We start from the raw sequence: 17958 nt of genomic DNA, 5'->3' as shown, positions 1-17958 counted from the left end.
TAACAAAAAAGAGGGCTATTATGATAAAAAAGATAAAAGAGCTGACGTGCAAAGCACTTGTACTTTCTATGCTTGCATCTACAGTACTTCCGGGATTCTCCGGAAGTGCTTACGGTGCATATGGGGAAAAAGCTGCAGCTGATTCCGAGAAAACAGAGTATGTATTGTCAGAAATTGAAAGCCTGCTGAAGGGTAGTGCACCGTACGATATACTGATCAAGTGTACATATTCCGATGATGGTACGGGGCTTTCCAGAAAGGAAAAGGCAAACAAAGCACAGAGGGAGCTACTGGAACTACTGGAACAGAAAACAAAGGATCAGTCTGTGACGGAGTATCAATCCTATTACATTGTAAATGCGGTTCATGCGGTCATCACATCGAAGGAATTGATAAAGCAGATCGCAGAACTTCCGAATGTGGAAAAGATCACACCGAACAATAAAATTGAATTGGTCGAGCCGGTCGAAGATGACGAGGAACCTGAAACGGCATCATATTCAGTTCGGAATTCAATTTTTGAACCGGATGAAAAGAACATTGAATGGGGAGTATCCATGGTCCACGCGGATAAAGTGTGGGACGATTTCCATATCAATGGAGAAGGCGTTACCGTAGGAATCATCGATACCGGTGTTAATTACAATCTTCCGGCAATTCAAAAGGCGTTTAAAGGTTATGATGAATCGACGGGAAAGATCGATAACCGCTACTATAAGGATTTTATAGACGATCTCCCGGAACCGGAGGCATCTTCTGTCAACGATCATGGAACGCATGTAGCCGGAACGATCTGCGGACGTGAAGGCGACAACCTGAACCAGATCGGTGTAGCGCCCGGGGCAAAATATATCAGTGCGAGGGCTCTGAATGATGAAGGCGGAGAAGTCGCGAATCTTCTGGAAGCAGCAGAGTGGATGCTGGAGCAAAAGCCGGACGTTATCAATAACTCCTGGGGGGGAGACAATGATGACGATGACTGGTTTTCTGAGATCACAGAAGCATGGATCGAAGAAGGAATCGTTCCGGTCTTTGCTGCCGGAAACCAGTCTTCTGGAGATCCGGCACCCGGATCGATCGCAAACCCGGGAAATCTTCTGGAGGTACTTTCTGTAGGTGCTGTGGACAGAAATAAGAATCTTGGAAAGTTTTCCCTGGTGGGACCGTCGGCGTTTGATGAGACAGGAAAAATTATTAAACCGGAGATTGTAGCACCTGGCGTACAGGTCAGAAGTGTGGATGCAACAGGAAATTATGTAAGCTGGAATGGTACAAGTATGGCAACACCGCATGTGACTGGTGTAGTTGCACTTCTGAAACAGGCTGCTCCGGGACTTTCTGTCCGGGAAATCAAAAATGTGATCACGGAGACTGCAGAGCCGCTGACAGATCGGAAATATCAGGAAACACCCAATATGGGGTATGGATATGGTCTGATCAATGCATATGATGCAGTTGCACGTTTGAAGGGAAAGACGATCGGTTCTATTTCTGGAACAGTAAAGAAGCTGGGTACGGATACAGGAGCCAGCAGTGCAGAGTTCATTGGCGATGATTCTGGATATCTGGGAAGAGATGTCGAAGTGTCTGTAAAGGTAAAAGAGGATGTTTCTATTAAGAAGGCAGCCCTGTATTATCAGATTGGACAAGATGGTGATGAGATAGAAATTTCCCTGAAACTGACAGACGGAGAACAGAATGATGGAATCTATGGAGCAGTTCTGGACGCAGATATCCTGGAAGAAGGAGAATTGAATCTCAGAGCTGAGATTACGGATTATGCGGATAATATCACAAAAATCGAAAAGACGATGCAGATTCTTCCCGGCATTAAAGTTCCGTGGAAACAGGATTTTGAGGAAGATATGCAGGGATTTCTGATCGAAGGAAACTGGAAGTTATCCCATCGCGAGTCAGCAGCTGAACCGGAAATGCCGGATGATGGAAATACATATATTGGAATTGACGGCGGACAGAGTACGTTTGAAAAGCGTGTGGACAGCTATTTATATCTTCCGCCGGTTGACCTTTCTGATATGAACGAGGGGGATTCGGTATTCCTCTCAGCAGATATGTATGTGGGATTTACAGGAATCAGCCTTTCTGAGATCCAGGCATCTTATACAGGAGATGAGGATGACTGGGAAGTTGTCTATAATCTGACAAAACGACCGGATATTACGGAACGGAAATGGGAGCACAATACATATTCTCTTTCTAAATATGCTGGAAATTCCAAACCGTTATTGTTGAGATTTTATTTCTTTGGACATGATGCGGACAGTGGTGTGGGCTGGTATCTGGATAATCTGGAACTTGACACCGCTGGAAGTGAGATTCCGGAGAAAGTTACCGGACTGAAAGCTGTGGTAGATCAGAAGGGACTTTGCATAAGCTTTGTAAAAGTAGAAGAACCGGATGTAGAGAATTACCGGATCGAGCGAAGAAGCGCAGACAGCGAATTTGAAGAAGTCGCAATGCTGGACAAAGATGCAAAAGAAGAATTCATCAATAACGGAGTAGATAAAACTCACTACCGGATCCTCTGGTATGATGATACCGCAGAGGCAGGAGAAACATATTGGTATCGTGTCCAGGCTGTCGACCTTGGTGGGCAGGAAGGGCCATGGTCAGATGAGATAAAAGTGAAGGTATCATCATATGAAACATCTGTATCATATGAGTTTGATGAGAATGACGGGGGATTTACCTCCGAGATCCTTTCTGGGGAAGCAGATGACTGGGAATGGAGCCATCCGGAAAGACCGGACGATGAATACATGGATTTCATTCTCAAACAGGTATGGGAAAACCTGGAAAAGAACGGCTCTGGAATGTGGGGAACCACAGCGAATGGACTCCTTTCCAAAAAGCAGGATTCCTGCCTGCTTATGCCGGAATTTGAGGTTTCTGAAGGGGATTATTTCTATTTTGATTCTCTTACCACGGAAAGTATTGTGGGTTCCAACCGCATGACAGTGGAAATCAGGGAAGCTGATACGGATGAGTGGTTTACTTTGTTTACAAGAGAAGAGGTGCAGAAAAGAGAGCAGCAGCATGAATGGCAGACACTTTCAAAGAATCTGTCAAAGTATGCAGGCAAAACTGTACAGGTAAGATTCCGCGTGTCAACAGGCACAGATCTTGTTTCTTCTTACGATCTTGGCTGGTTTATTGACAACATTTTTGTGAGCAAAGCGCGTTCAGAATTTTCAGGAAGCAAAGCGTCAAAGTTGATTGCAACAGGTGGAAATGCTGTAAGAAAATATAATACGGCAACCAGATCAAATGCAGTCAGAAAAAAAACTGCTGTTTTCGGTGGACAGGAAAATATCTCTGTGCAGGGAGAAGTGACAGAAATTCCGCTGAAGGCAAAAGTGACAGTACTGGAGACAGGAAAGTACACATATGCCAGTGAGATCGATGGAGCTTATCATCTGGATCATGCGGTAAATGTGGAGAAACCATATACACTGGAAGTTTCTGCATATGGGTTTGAAACTCAGAGGATCTCTGTAGATCTGAATCAGGATCCGCATCCAAATATTGACTTTGTTCTCAAAGAAGCACCAAAGGCAGTCATTAATGGTATTGTTGAGGATGAAGCAGGAAATCCGTTGGAAAACGCAAAAGTCCGCGTCCTGGAAAATGACAGTATTCCGCTCTTTGAGACGGATAAAAATGGATCCTATACCGGAAATGGTGTATATGCCGGAAACTGTACACTTCGTGTGTTTAAAACAGGCTATATTCCGCAGGAAGTGAAGGTAACCTTGACTGAAGGTGAAAATCAGGTGGATCCAGTACGCTTAAAAGAAATCGGAGACTTTGCCGAAGAAGAAGCGGATTACGGTTTTGTAGTGGAAGAAACCGAAGGAAGCTATCAAACTGTACACTTTACAAGTGGAATGAAAGGCGCAGCTGTATGGTTCCAGTCACCGCATAAAGGAGGAATTCTAAAGAGTGCTGATATTTTCCTCGTTAATAATAATTATTATGGTGGGGATCATGTGGAGATTGGGGTTCTTGGATATGATAAGCAGGGACGTTTAAGAGAACTTGCACCGTTCAGAGAATATGAAAATCTTGTTCCGAATGAATGGAATAAGATTGATCTGACAGAATATTGGATCCAGAGGGATGAACCGGTTTATATTGCAGTTCAGTATGAAAAGGAACTGGCTTCCTGCATGGGTGTATTTTACGACGTGAAAGCTTCAGATAAGGCGAAAGAAAGATCGTTTGTCTATGATGGGGCGTTCACAAAGACAACGGCACTTTCTGTTCCGGGAGCTTATGCGATGAAAGCATCCTGGTATTATCCGAAAAATGCGGAGAAGAATCCAGAATCCAGTGTAGATGGAGGAAACTCTGGTGGGGATACAGGAAATGTTAAACCGACGGATGAAGAAGAGTTTGTATTTGATCCGGAAACCCAGACGATCACAGAGTACAAGGGGGAGAAAACTTCCGTTGTTGTACCAGCCAAGATTAAGGGTGTTCCGGTGAAGAGAATCGGAAATGAGGCATTTAAAGGAGACGGAAAGGATGCTGATAAGCGGCTCCGTACTGTTCGAATTTCTGAGGGAATCGAAGAAATCGGTAAGGGTGCCTTTAAAAACAATAATCTTCAGAAAATCTATCTTCCGGATAGCCTGAATATTCTGGAAGAGGGGGCATTTAAATATCAGTGGAAGACAGGTATGGACGACGATTCTTTGACAGTACGTCTGCCGGAGAACATTCATATTGTAGAGAAATCCGTATTTGAAAGTGCAGGAAGCCCGCTTAAAGTAGAAATGCCCGGAGTTCTAACAATCAGGACAGGAGCGTTTGCAGGAAATAAGTCAGTGGAAGTACAGGCGGATGTTCTGGAAGAGATTGAAGATGGAGCATTCGGAAATACCTCCAGTGTACAGTTTGAATATGCAAAGGTGTATACAGGAGAAAACTCCGTGCTTGAATCAAAAGATGGACAGTATCTGATCAATCCGGCAGTCGTGGAACTGAATATGATCAATGCTAAGGATAAGGAGGATGTCATTAAAATCGGATTAAAGTATGGAGCAGAAAATCCGTATGGAATGACAAGAAATTATCAGGCATCTGATTTCTACAGGATCGGGCAGACGGTCACAGTAAATGCACCTTCGTTCAGAGATAACGGAAAAGTATATGTAAGTAAAGACAAACCGCAGACGTTAACTCTGAAAGAGAAAAATACGCTTGACTTTTACTATTATCTTCTTGAAGCACAGATCAGAATGCCGGTTCTGGAAGGAGATAAGGAAACTGTTGGATTTGTACTTCCGGGTGCTGAGGTGCAGGTAACAGCAGGAGGCTACACCGGAAAAACAGTGGCAGATGAAGCAGGATACTTTTATCTGGAACTTCCGGCAATAAAAGAGGGCGATACGCTCTCCTTCACAGTCAATGGACAGGAAGCAGGAAGTACAGCCGCAGAGAAGGCCGGAAATGGTCGCTTCGTTGTAAAAGATCATGTTCTTCTTCGGTATGTCGGCGCGGATGAGAATGTAGAGATCCCGAACTCAATTGGAAACAGCGGAGCAATCACAAAGATTGGCGATTTTGCCTTTTTCGGTAAAAAAATTAATAAAGTAACTCTGCCGGATCAGGTTGAGACTGTTGGTGCCGGTGCATTTATGGGAACAGGACTTCAGGAATTTGGTTGGAATTTAAATGATATCAACAAGGCAGGTTTAAGGATCATTGAGGAGTATGCATTTAAAGATAACGAACTTTCTTCTGTGAAGTTCCCTGAATTAATGCATGCGGTGAGAACTGGTGCGTTTGAAAATAATCAGATCAAAACTCTGGAACTTGGAAAATACACTGGACATATCGGTGACCGCGCATTCAAGAACAACCAGCTGAAGAATCTTATTCTGACAGGCAAGACAGAAGAGATCGGAAAAGAAGCATTTATGAACAATCAGCTGGAAACTCTGGAATTTGCGGCGAGAGTAGCAGGAGCGGAAGAGACATTTGAACTTCCGGAATACAGCTTTGCTGGAAATCGTCTGAGTGAAATTACTCTTCCAGAACTTGTGTCAGGAGTAGAAGAGAGTGCTTTTGCAGATAATGAGGGAGGAAAAGTAACACTCAGGACAGATGTTGAAAGCATTCAGCCGACAAAGACATATGATGTTTTGAGAAGCGATGGAACAAGGCTGACATTGGATCCAGAAACAGACAAACCAGGAACAGACAAACCGGGGTCAGACAAACCAGGAACAGACAAACCGGGGTCAGACAAACCAGGAACAGATGATCCGGGAACAGATAAACCAGGAACAGATGATCCGAGCACAGATAAGCCAGATACCGGAAATGGAGGCAATACTGGAGGCGGCAGACATTCCAGCAGCAGAGGAAACAGCTATTCCAGACAAAGTGCAAAATCGGCAGTTCCAGCTGGATATACCGGAGCAGTGCAGACGATACACGGATACATTCTTCCTGCAGGTGTGATGGAAGGAACGTGGCGAAAAGAAAGAGGAACACCATACTGGAACTTATTGGATCAGTTCGGTAATCAGTGTGTTGGAGGCTGGAGACTTGTATATCTGTCTGCGGCATCTGCAAATGGTCAGACAATGCCGTATGGATGGTTCTGGTTTGATGGAAATGGAAGAATGGCAACAGGCTGGATGACAGATGCGTCAGGAAATACATTTTATCTGAATACAGAACAAAATTCCTTAGAGGGCATGATGATAACTGGCTGGCAGAAAATCGGAGAAAACTGGTATTACTTTAAGACAGAGTTTGGTCCGGATATGGGAAAACTTTTGAAGAATACAGTGACTCCGGATGGCTATACAGTGACCTCTGATGGACGATGGAACGGTATGCCGGCAGTGCATTAAGTATTGAAAGACTTCGTGAGTCATAAAACTTATGACGCGCGGAGTCTTTTTAGTATTGACAAACCCGTATATTTACAATATAATCCTATATAACATATATGAAAGATAGGTAATAATTTATGGCAAACATATATACATCCGCAGATCAGCTGATCGGAAAGACTCCGCTCTTAGAGCTTACACAGATTGAAAAATCCGAGGGACTTAACGCGAAGATCCTTGCGAAGCTGGAATATTTCAATCCGGCCGGATCGGTAAAGGACAGGATCGCGAAGGCGATGATCGATGACGCTGAGGCGAAGGGAATCTTAAAGGCTGGTTCTACGATCATCGAGCCGACTTCCGGAAACACAGGAATCGGTCTTGCGTCGGTCGCGGCTGCCCGCGGTTACCGGATCATTATCGTTATGCCTGAGACCATGAGCGTGGAGAGACGCCAGCTTATGAAAGCCTACGGCGCTGAGCTTGTGCTCACGGAGGGCGCAAAGGGAATGAAGGGCGCGATCGCAAAGGCGGAAGAACTCGCAAAGGAGATTCCGGGAAGCTTTATTCCGGGACAGTTTGTAAACCCGGCGAATCCGGAAGTTCATGAGAGAACAACTGGACCGGAGATCTGGGAAGATACGGACGGCAAGGTTGATATTTTTGTCGCTGGTGTCGGCACCGGCGGAACCATCACTGGAACCGGAAGATACTTAAAGAAACAGAACCCGAACGTGAAGGTTGTTGCAGTTGAGCCGGCAAGCTCCCCGGTACTCAGCAAAGGCGTTGCAGGTTCCCATAAGATCCAGGGAATCGGAGCCGGATTTGTGCCGGATGTCCTCGACACGAAGGTTTACGATGAAATTATCGCGGTTGAGAATGACGACGCGTTTGCAGCAGGAAAGTTAGTCGGAAAAAAGGAGGGCGTCCTTGTCGGGATTTCCTCCGGAGCGGCGATCTGGGCTGCCCTTGAGCTTGCAAAGAGACCGGAAAATGCTGGAAAGACGATCGTGGCGCTGCTTCCGGATACAGGAGACAGATACCTGTCCACACCGTTATTTGCAGACTAGTACGTTTAAAAATTGTATCATGGATGAAGAAAAGACTGCAGGATTATACGAAAAGGCGCGCGATCCCGCAGTCTTTTGCGTTGCCGTGTGATAAAGTGAAAAAGAAATAAAATAGTAATAATTACTATTATTGACTTTTGAAACGAGATGTGATAGAATACAGACATGAGGAAAACAACGGATGACCGTTGAAAAAAGTACGGATAAACAGAAGAAAAGATAGGCAGACTGAATACGGGAATGCCGAAAATAAAAATCAAGATCTGAAAGGAGACCAGTTTTATGAGCAAATACGCAGGAACAAAAACAGAGAAAAACCTTGAGGCCGCTTTCGCCGGAGAATCCCAGGCAAGAAACAAATATACCTACTTTGCATCCGTAGCAAAGAAAGAGGGATATGAGCAGATCTCCGCATTATTCTTAAAGACTGCTGACAACGAGAAAGAGCACGCAAAAATGTGGTTCAAGGAATTAGAGGGGATTGGAGATACCGCAGCAAACCTTGCGGCAGCAGCAGACGGCGAAAACTACGAGTGGACCGATATGTATGATGAGTTCGCAAAGACCGCTGATGAGGAAGGTTTCCATGCACTGGCAGCGAAATTCCGTATGGTCGGCGAGATCGAGAAACATCACGAAGAGCGTTATCGTGCTCTCCTGAAAAATGTAGAGACAGCTTCCGTATTCGAGAAGAGCGAAGTAAAGGTATGGGAGTGCCGCAACTGCGGACATATCGTGATCGGAACAAAAGCACCGCAGGTATGTCCGGTCTGCAATCACCCGCAGAGCTATTTTGAGGTTCACGCAGAGAACTATTAAAAGTACGGACCAGTTGAAAATAAAAGTCGAAAAAAAAGTGGCCTTCATCCCAGAATCGGGATGAAGACCACTTTTTTTTCGTTGGGGAATTCCCATGGGATTTTTGCCTTCAAGTCAATGTCATCTTACGGTCAGCGCAGTAAATGTGCAGGCTTGCTGAATAGTTACATCATTTTTATAACTACTATTTCTGGTAAGCAGCCCGCTCTCCGCCGATATATTTGAGTCTTGTTCTCGCGCATACGACATGGGCGGAGCCGATGGACTGGATCTTCGTGCGGACCGGAACGGCAACATGGCGAAGGTGCATGCCGATCAGGGTATCGCCAATATCGATTCCGGCGTGTGCCTGGATGTATTCCACGGCGCACGGAGATTCAAAACCGTTCCATGCGGCGGTGGAGAAGGAACCGCCGGCCTTTAACTGCGGTTTTACATTCACCATCTCAAGGCCATATTTCTCAGCACATTCTTCCTCGACGATCAGAGCGCGGTTTAAGTGCTCACAGCACTGGGCGGCGAGGTAGAGACCGTGTTTCTTTGTCACATGGGAAAGGGCGGTGAAGACAGCCTGTCCGACTTCGCAGCTGGAGTAGCAGCCGATCGCGTGGGCAGCAATCTCGCTGGATGAGCAGCCCACCACCAGGATCTGCCCCGGTTTCATTGCGGCGGTATTGATCAGCTCCTCGGCGATCGCTTTTGTCTGTTCATAAATTAAGTCAAGGTCCACATCGACGGATGTGGCGATATCTGTTGCGCTCATAGTATTTTCCTCTTTTTGCAGAATGCCCGGAGACTGAAAATACTCCGGGCGGCATATGGTTTCATGGTTAAACGGATCCAGCGGTGCATGCCGCTGTCATGAGGAACGTGTGAACTGGAAATTACTCGAAATGATATTTGTCGAGCAGCTCATGTTTCATATCCCAAAGAGGCTTGGAGAGATCCACATGGACCTCATGCGGGTTTACGAGACGTTTTGTCTCATCCCACAAGGTATTCAGTTCCTCTTTACAGTACTTCTGGATGTCCATGACCTTCGGGGAGTGGTAAATACACTCGCCGTCCTTAAATACCTGGACCGGAAGTTCCCGCATCGTGTAGGTTCCCGGAGCGAGAAGTGTCTTTTTCCAGGTCGCGATCGGGTCAAAGAGCAACAGCGGTTCGTCCTCGTTGAAGGTCTCACCGACGAGACAGATAATGTCCGCGATGACCTTGTGGCTGTCCTTGCCATAAATGCGGTAGGTCGTCTTGTTGCCCGGGTTTGTGATCTTCTCCTCGTTCTCGGAAAGCTTGATCTTCGGGATAAATTTGCCGGTCTTCTTGTCCATGATCGCAGCGAGCTTATAAACGCCGCCGAAGGACGGGCAGTCTTTGGAGGTGATCAGGTTTGTTCCGACACCCCAGGAGTTGATGGTTGCGCCCTGGTTCTTTAAGCTTGTGATCAGGGTCTCATCGAGATCGTTGGATGCGGAGATCACAGCGTCTGTGAAGCCCTCTGCATCCAGCATCTTTTTCGCTTCCTTGGAGAGGTAGGCGAGGTCGCCGCTGTCCATACGGATCCCGTAGAAGGTAAGCGGGATTCCGGCTTCGCGCATTTCCTTGAATACCTGGATCGCATGCGGGATACCGGAATTTAAGGTATCGTAAGTATCAACGAGAAGAATGCAGGCGGTCGGGTAGAGCTTTGCGTAAGTGCGGAACGCGGTGAGCTCATCCGGGAAGCTCATGATCCAGCTGTGGGCATGGGTCCCTTTTACCGGGACATCGAACATCTGGCCGCAGAGAACGTTGGAGGTTCCGATACATCCGGCGATCATAGCGGCTCTCGCACCATAGATCCCGGCATCCGGTCCCTGTGCACGTCTTAATCCGAACTCCATAACTCCGTCCCCGCAGGCTGCATGGACGATCCGGGAAGTCTTTGTTGCGATCAGGCTCTGATGGTTGATGATGTTTAAGATCGCGGTCTCAACGAGCTGGGCCTGCATGATCGGAGCGATGACTTTTACGAGAGGTTCTCTCGGGAACACAACGGTTCCTTCCGGGATCGCGTAGATATCACCCGTGAATTTGAAGTCTGCCAGATATTCCAGGAAATCTTCCCCAAAAAGTCCTGTGGTGCGGAGATAATCGATATCTTCCTTATCAAAATGTAAATTTTCAATGTATTCGACAACCTGCTCTAAGCCGGCCGCGATCGCAAATCCGTTTCCGTCCGGATTTGTGCGGTAGAATGCGTCGAAGATGACGGTTTCATTTGCATCCTTTGCATGAAAGTAACCCTGCATCATGGTCAGCTCGTAGAGATCTGTAAGCAGCGTCAGGTTTCGTTCGCTCATAATATTTCTCCTTCATGTTTCTCCGCGTCGGATACCGCGCGGAATATTGAACGCAGCGATCCGGCATAGCATCGGACAGGAACTCATACCGGATGATAGCGACAGCGTGAGCACGGTTCACCCCAAAAGAAACGCGCTGCTGTCAAACGTATTGAAATTGATTATATCAGCTCTTGTGCGAAAAGGCAAATTTTACGTTAAAAAAGTAACGATCAATTAAAAAGAACGTAAAATATGACTAAAAACCTTAGAAAGAAAACCGGACAAAGAGAAAATATGGAAAGAATTCGCAACAGTCGGGGGATTCCCTTGACTTTTAAATACCTTATATTTATAATTGATTTGTCTGTATATCTAAGATGCAGGCGATCATAGAAAAAAGCCATGACGGAGACAGTAGGTTCACAAGCAGAAAGCCAAAGCGAGCCGGGGACGATGGAAGCCCGGTGCTTTTTCGTGAAAGGAAGATCACTCCCGAGCTGGAAGCTGAACCCCGGGTGCGAACCGTGTTCCCGGAAAGTAAGTGTCCCCGGACTTTTCCGCCGTTAACGGAAACTCATATGTCAGTATGCAGTAATAGGTGGTTAAAAGCGTTATTTCGCCCTGTTCTCATTGGAACAGGGCTTTTTTATTTCTTTATTACCAACCGACGGCACCGGAAAGGCGCCGGGCGGACCTGACATACGACACACAAAAACACGAAGAGCGCGGCAGGGGACCGTCTGCGGAGAGTGCAGAGGGAAGCCGAGGCAACGAGAAAGCCCCGCGCGAAAAAAAGAATTGGAGGAAATGTGTCATGTACGAGAAAGTATCAACAGACCTGAACTTTGTGGACAGGGAAAAAAAGGTTGAGAAATTCTGGAAAGACGAAAAAATCTTTGAAAAAAGTATCGACAGCCGCAGAAAAGGAACCCCATACGTGTTCTATGACGGACCGCCTACCGCAAACGGCAAGCCGCATATCGGACACGTACTTACCCGTGTCATCAAAGACATGATCCCGAGATACCGCACCATGAAAGGATACATGGTTCCGCGTAAAGCCGGCTGGGATACCCACGGACTTCCGGTAGAGCTTGAGGTCGAGAAGCTTCTTGGTCTCGACGGAAAAGAGCAGATCGAGCAGTACGGTGTTGAGCCGTTCATCGAGAAATGTAAAGAGAGCGTCTGGAAATACAAAGGAATGTGGGAGGATTTCTCCAGCACCGTTGGTTTCTGGGCTGATATGGATAATCCGTATGTTACCTACCATGATGACTATATCGAATCCGAATGGTGGGCATTAAAACAGATCTGGGACAAAGGACTCCTCTACAAGGGATTCAAGATCGTTCCGTACTGCCCGCGCTGCGGAACACCGCTTTCCAGCCATGAGGTTGCCCAGGGATATAAGGATGTAAAGGAAAAATCTGCCATCGCCCGCTTCAAAGTAAAAGGCGAGGACGCATATTTCCTTGCATGGACCACAACACCGTGGACACTTCCGAGCAACGTGGCACTCTGCGTAAACCCGAAAGAGACATACGCAAAAGTAAAGGCCGCAGACGGCTATACCTACTACATGGCGGAAGCTCTTCTTGACACTGTTCTCGGAAAGCTTGCTGACAAGGAGAACGGAACTCCTGCTTACGAGATCCTCGAAACCTACACAGGTAAGGACCTTGAGTACAAGGAGTACGAGCCGTTATTCGACTGCGCAGTTGAGATCTGCGAGAAACAGCACAAGAAAGCATACTTCGTGACATGCGCAGATTATGTTACCCTGACAGACGGTACCGGCGTGGTACACATTGCACCGGCTTTTGGTGAGGACGATGCCCAGGTAGGCCGTCGTTATGATCTCCCGTTTGTACAGCTTGTAGATGCAAAGGGCGACATGACAAAGGAAACTCCGTATGCAGGCGTATTCGTGAAGAAAGCGGATCCGATGGTCTTAAAAGACTTAAAGGAAAAAGGTCTGTTATTCGAGGCACCGGCATTCGAGCACAGCTACCCGTTCTGCTGGCGCTGTGACACACCGTTGATCTACTATGCGAGAGAGTCCTGGTTCATCAAGATGACAGCGGTGAAGGATGACCTGATCCGCAACAACAATAAGATCAACTGGATTCCGGAATCCATCGGTAAAGGACGCTTCGGCGACTGGTTGGAGAATGTTCAGGACTGGGGAATCTCCAGAAACCGTTACTGGGGCACACCTCTTCCGGTATGGCAGTGTGAGTGCGGAAAGATGCACTGCATCGGCAGCCGTGAAGAATTAAAGAAGATGAGCCCGAACTATCAGGATGTTGTTAAGAAATACAGCAAGGAGATGGACGGAGACAAGGGAGAGGTTGAGCTTCACCGTCCGTTTATCGATGATGTAGTGATCACCTGCCCGGACTGCGGAAAAGAAATGCACCGTGTACCGGAGGTTATTGACTGCTGGTTCGACTCCGGCGCAATGCCGTTCGCACAGCATCACTATCCGTTCGAGAATCAGGAGCTTTTCCACAAACAGTTCCCGGCACAGTTCATCTCCGAGGCCGTTGACCAGACAAGAGGATGGTTCTACTCCCTCCTTGCCGAGTCCACGCTGCTTTTCAATGAGCCGCCGTACCAGAACGTTATCGTTCTCGGTCACGTTCAGGATGAGAACGGACAGAAGATGAGTAAGTCCAAAGGAAACGCTGTCGATCCGTTTGATGCATTAAAGACATACGGCGCTGACGCGATCCGCTGGTACTTCTATATCAACAGCGCACCGTGGCTGCCGAACCGTTTCCACGGAAAGGCCGTTATGGAAGGACAGAGAAAGTTCATGGGTACTCTCTGGAACACCTATGCATTCTTCGTTCTCTATGCGAATATTGATAACTTTGACGCGACCAAATACACACTGGAGTACGATAAGCTTCCGGTCATGGATAAATGGCTGTTATCCAAGTTAAATTCTACTGTTAAGGCAGTGGATGACGACCTTGCGAACTACCGCATCCCGGAGGCTGCAAGAGCACTCCAGGAGTTCGTGGATGACATGAGCAACTGGTATGTAAGAAGAAGCCGTGAGCGTTTCTGGGCAAAGGGCATGGAGCAGGATAAGATCAACGCTTACATGACTCTTTACACAGCACTCGTGACGATCAGTAAGGCAGCAGCTCCGATGATCCCGTTCATGACAGAGGAGATCTATCAGAACCTGGTAAGATCCATCGATAAGACGGCTCCGGAGAGCATCCACCTCTGCGACTTCCCGACCGTTGATGAGGCACATATCGATGCCGAGCTGGAAGCGAAGATGGATGAAGTATTAAAGATCGTTGTTATGGGACGTGCGGCGAGAAATACCGCAAACATCAAGAACCGTCAGCCGATCGCCAGAATGTTCGTAAAGGCACCGGAGAAGCTTCCAGAGTTCTACCAGGAGATCATTGAGGACGAGTTAAATGTGAAGTCCGTAGAGTTCACGGATGACGTGAGAAACTTCACATCCTACACCTTCAAGCCGCAGCTTAAGACGGTAGGACCGAAGTACGGCAAACAGCTCGGAAACATCAAGAAAGCTCTCGCTGAGTTAGACGGAAACGCTGCAATGGATACGTTAAACGAGAAGGGCGCTCTGACCTTCAACTTTGACGGAAACGAGGTTGTTCTCACAAAGGATGATCTTCTGATCGATATGGCGCAGACGGAAGGTTATGTATCTGAGGCGGACAACACCGTGACAGTTGTTCTCGACACGACTCTGACACCGGAGCTTCTCGAGGAAGGCTTCTACCGCGAGATCGTCAGCAAGATCCAGACGATGCGTAAAGAGGCCGGATTCGAGGTTATGGACCACATCTACGTTTACGTGGACAAGAATGAGAAGATCGCAGATCTGATCAAGAAGTACGCAGACGAGTTAAAGAGCGAAGTCATGGCCGACAGCATCACGCTCGGCGAGATGACTGGATATACAAAAGAGTGGAACATCAACGGTGAAGATGTTGTACTCGGTGTCGCGAAAGTGACAAAATAGACGGATGACAACAGGAAAAAGTTCCGCAGCGCGGGGATTTCATGAACAATATTTATGGACAGACCCGCAATGCGGAACCTTCCTGTAAATAAGGGGTTCACATGGACCGGATCACAGACGCGGCCCAAAGCGGCATGGCGCGGGATCCGGCCATTAAGAGAGTATAAAGGAGGACTTTAGGGGTGAGTCAGACAATTAACAAGGATGAACTGAAGAAGACCATTGTGTTCAACGTAAAGAGCATCTACCGCAAAACGATCGACGAGGCGACTCCGGCTATGGTTTACCAGGCTGTCGCACTTGCAGTCAAGGACATGATCATCGACCGCTGGATCGCGACTCATAAAGAGTACGACAAACAGGATGCGAAGATCGTTTACTACATGTCCATGGAGTTCCTGACCGGTCGTTTCCTCGGCAACAATATCATCAGCCTCTGTGAGCAGAAGGAGATCGAGGAGGCACTCTCTGAACTGGGATTTGACCTGAATTCCATTGAGGATCAGGAACGGGATCCGGCACTCGGAAACGGCGGTCTTGGACGTCTTGCGGCATGCTTTTTGGATTCCCTTGCATCTTTAGGCTATCCGGCATATGGCTGCGGCATTCGTTATCGTTATGGAATGTTCAAACAGCAGATCCGTGACGGATATCAGATTGAGGTTCCGGATGAGTGGTTAAAGGATGGCTATCCGTTTGAGATCCGCCGCGCAGAGTACGCGACGGAGGTCAAGTTCGGCGGTTATGTGGAGACCGAGTGGGACGGAAAGAGAAATCATTTTGTACAGAAGGGCTACCAGTCCGTTATGGCAGGTCCATATGATATTCCGATCGTGGGATACGGCAACAATGTCGTAAACTCCTTGAGAATCTGGGATGCACAGCCTGTGAATACCTTCAACTTAAGCGAGTTCGACAAAGGTGACTACCAGAAGGCAGTCGAGCAGGAGAACCTTGCGAAGACCATCGTTGAGGTCCTTTATCCGAATGATAACCATTATTCCGGAAAAGAGCTTCGCTTAAAACAGCAGTATTTCTTTATCTCCGCGAGCGTTCAGCGCGCAGTTAAGAAGTACAAAGAGAAACATGACGATATCCATAAATTCTATGAGAAGGCATCCTTCCAGTTAAACGATACGCATCCGACGGTTGCCGTTGCAGAGTTAATGAGAATCCTTCTCGATGAGGAGAATCTTGAGTGGGATGAGGCCTGGGAGATCACCACAAAGACATGTGCCTACACGAACCACACGATCATGGCGGAAGCTCTTGAGAAATGGCCAATCGAGCTCTTCTCCCGCCTTCTTCCGCGTATTTACCAGATCGTTGAGGAGATCAACCGCCGCTTTGTAGCTCAGATCCAGCAGAGATATCCGGGCGACAACGAGAAGATCCGCAGAATGGCGATCATCTACGACGGACAGGTCCGCATGGCTTACCTCGCGATCGTCGGCAGCTTCTCCGTAAACGGCGTTGCGAAGCTCCACACAGAGATCCTTGAGAAACAGGAACTGCGTGATTTCTATGAGATGATGCCGGAGAAATTTAATAATAAAACAAACGGTATCACCCAGAGACGTTTCCTGCTTCACGGAAACCCGCTCCTTGCAGATTGGGTAACCGACAAGATTGGAAACGAGTGGATCACCGACCTCTCCAATATCAAAAAACTCTCTGTCTATGTGGATGACGAGAAGTGCCAGCAGGAGTTCATGAACATCAAGTACCAGAACAAGATCCGTCTTGCGAAGTACATCAAGGAACACAACGGAATCGACGTTGACCCGCGTTCCATCTTCGATGTTCAGGTAAAACGTCTGCATGAGTACAAGAGACAGCTCATGAACATCCTTCATGTGATGTATCTCTACAACCAGTTAAAAGATAACCCGAATATGGACATCGTTCCGAGAACCTTCATCTTCGGAGCAAAGGCGGCAGCCGGATATAAGCGCGCGAAGCTGACCATCAAGCTCATCAACAATGTAGCAAACGTGATCAACAACGATAAGTCCATCGGCGGCAAGTTAAAAGTCGTATTTATCGAAGATTACCGTGTATCCAACGCAGAGCTGATCTTCTCTGCCGCTGATGTCAGCGAGCAGATCTCCACAGCAAGCAAGGAGGCATCCGGTACCGGCAACATGAAGTTCATGTTGAACGGCGCTCTGACGATCGGAACCATGGATGGTGCGAACGTCGAGATGGCGGAGGAAGTCGGCAAGGACAACATGTTCATCTTCGGAGCATCCGCAGATGAGATCATCAACCTTGAGAACAATGGCGGCTACAACCCGATGGATATCTTCAACAATGATCAGGATATCCGCCGCGTGCTGATGCAGCTCATCAACGGCTATTATTCTCCGCAGGATCCGGAGCTGTTCCGCGATATCTACAACTCCCTGCTCAACACCCAGAGCAGCGACCGCGCAGATACCTACTTCATCTTAAAGGATTTCCGTTCCTATGCGGAAGCTCATAAGAAGATCGACCAGGCATACCGCGACGAGAAGTGGTGGGCGAGAACCGCGATGCTCAATACCGCATCCGCAGGAAAGTTCTCCTCTGACCGTACGATCGAGGAGTATGTAAGAGATATCTGGCATCTTGAGAAGATCAAGGTAGAGCTGTAATCCGACACTTAAAATATTACGTAACTGTTCAGTACCCTCACACCTACAGAAACCTCCCCCGGAGATTTCCTTCGGATGCATGGCAGGTTACGAGCAAAAATCCATTCCAGATCGGCTTCGCCGATGGGATTTTTGCCTTCCGTCCCATGTTTTATTACGGTCAGCGCAGCAAGTGCGCAGACCTACTGAATAGTTACAATATTACTAACATAAAAGAAT

At 47.5% G+C, this 17958-nt stretch carries 7 protein-coding genes; 5 read left to right on the top strand and 2 right to left on the bottom strand.

Annotated features, from left to right (window positions below; genetic code table 11):
• Positions 1 to 20 precede the first annotated feature (20 nt).
• From FN001_RS13820 to rbr, 3 genes are all read left to right on the top strand, one after another.
• Positions 21 to 6890, top strand: coding sequence for a S8 family serine peptidase (locus tag FN001_RS13820; protein ID WP_142412243.1), 6870 nt, complete (start codon positions 21 to 23; stop codon positions 6888 to 6890).
• Between the two features lie 119 nt (positions 6891 to 7009).
• Positions 7010 to 7942, top strand: coding sequence for a cysteine synthase A (gene cysK / locus FN001_RS13815; protein WP_142412242.1), 933 nt, complete (start codon positions 7010 to 7012; stop codon positions 7940 to 7942).
• Positions 7943 to 8224: 282 nt separating this feature from the next.
• Positions 8225 to 8761 (top strand): rubrerythrin, encoded by a 537-nt coding sequence (gene rbr, locus FN001_RS13810; protein WP_118298609.1) that lies wholly within the window; start codon positions 8225 to 8227, stop codon positions 8759 to 8761.
• A 184-nt stretch (positions 8762 to 8945) separates the two neighbouring features.
• On the opposite strand, the gene FN001_RS13805 is transcribed toward rbr, so the two are convergent.
• Positions 8946 to 9524: a TIGR01440 family protein gene (locus tag FN001_RS13805; RefSeq protein WP_142412241.1), complete on the bottom strand. Its 579-nt coding sequence runs from the start codon at positions 9522 to 9524 to the stop codon at positions 8946 to 8948.
• A 121-nt stretch (positions 9525 to 9645) separates the two neighbouring features.
• Entirely contained in the window at positions 9646 to 11103 is a 1458-nt protein-coding gene (locus FN001_RS13800) for a nicotinate phosphoribosyltransferase (RefSeq protein WP_142412240.1), read from the bottom strand.
• A gap of 796 nt (positions 11104 to 11899) precedes the next feature.
• Between FN001_RS13800 and ileS the strand changes: the two genes are divergently transcribed.
• Together ileS and FN001_RS13790 are read left to right on the top strand one after the other, a co-directional pair.
• Positions 11900 to 15103 carry an isoleucine--tRNA ligase gene (gene ileS, locus FN001_RS13795; protein ID WP_142412239.1) on the top strand — a complete coding sequence of 1068 codons (3204 nt, stop codon included), beginning with the start codon at positions 11900 to 11902 and terminating at the stop codon, positions 15101 to 15103.
• 182 nt (positions 15104 to 15285) lie between these two features.
• Entirely contained in the window at positions 15286 to 17739 is a 2454-nt protein-coding gene (locus FN001_RS13790) for a glycogen/starch/alpha-glucan phosphorylase (protein WP_142412238.1), read from the top strand.
• Positions 17740 to 17958: the final 219 nt, after the last annotated feature.

Origin of the sequence: Clostridium sp. Marseille-P7770, from assembly GCF_902143525.1 — a bacterium.
In the GTDB taxonomy this organism is placed as follows: Bacteria; Bacillota; Clostridia; order Lachnospirales; family Lachnospiraceae; genus Pilosibacter.
Note: the sequence above shows the minus strand (reverse complement) of the source record. Positions and strands in the feature narration are given on the sequence as shown.

Excerpts from the sequence above, each read along its gene's own strand:
- rbr (WP_118298609.1), top strand. The coding sequence starts at position 8,225 with ATGAGCAAATACGCAGGAACAAAAACAGAGAAAAACCTTGAGGCCGCT.
- ileS (WP_142412239.1), top strand. The coding sequence starts at position 11,900 with ATGTACGAGAAAGTATCAACAGACCTGAACTTTGTGGACAGGGAAAAA.
- FN001_RS13805 (WP_142412241.1), bottom strand. The coding sequence starts at position 9,524 with ATGAGCGCAACAGATATCGCCACATCCGTCGATGTGGACCTTGACTTA.
- FN001_RS13800 (WP_142412240.1), bottom strand. The coding sequence starts at position 11,103 with ATGAGCGAACGAAACCTGACGCTGCTTACAGATCTCTACGAGCTGACC.
- FN001_RS13820 (WP_142412243.1), top strand. The coding sequence starts at position 21 with ATGATAAAAAAGATAAAAGAGCTGACGTGCAAAGCACTTGTACTTTCT.
- cysK (WP_142412242.1), top strand. The coding sequence starts at position 7,010 with ATGGCAAACATATATACATCCGCAGATCAGCTGATCGGAAAGACTCCG.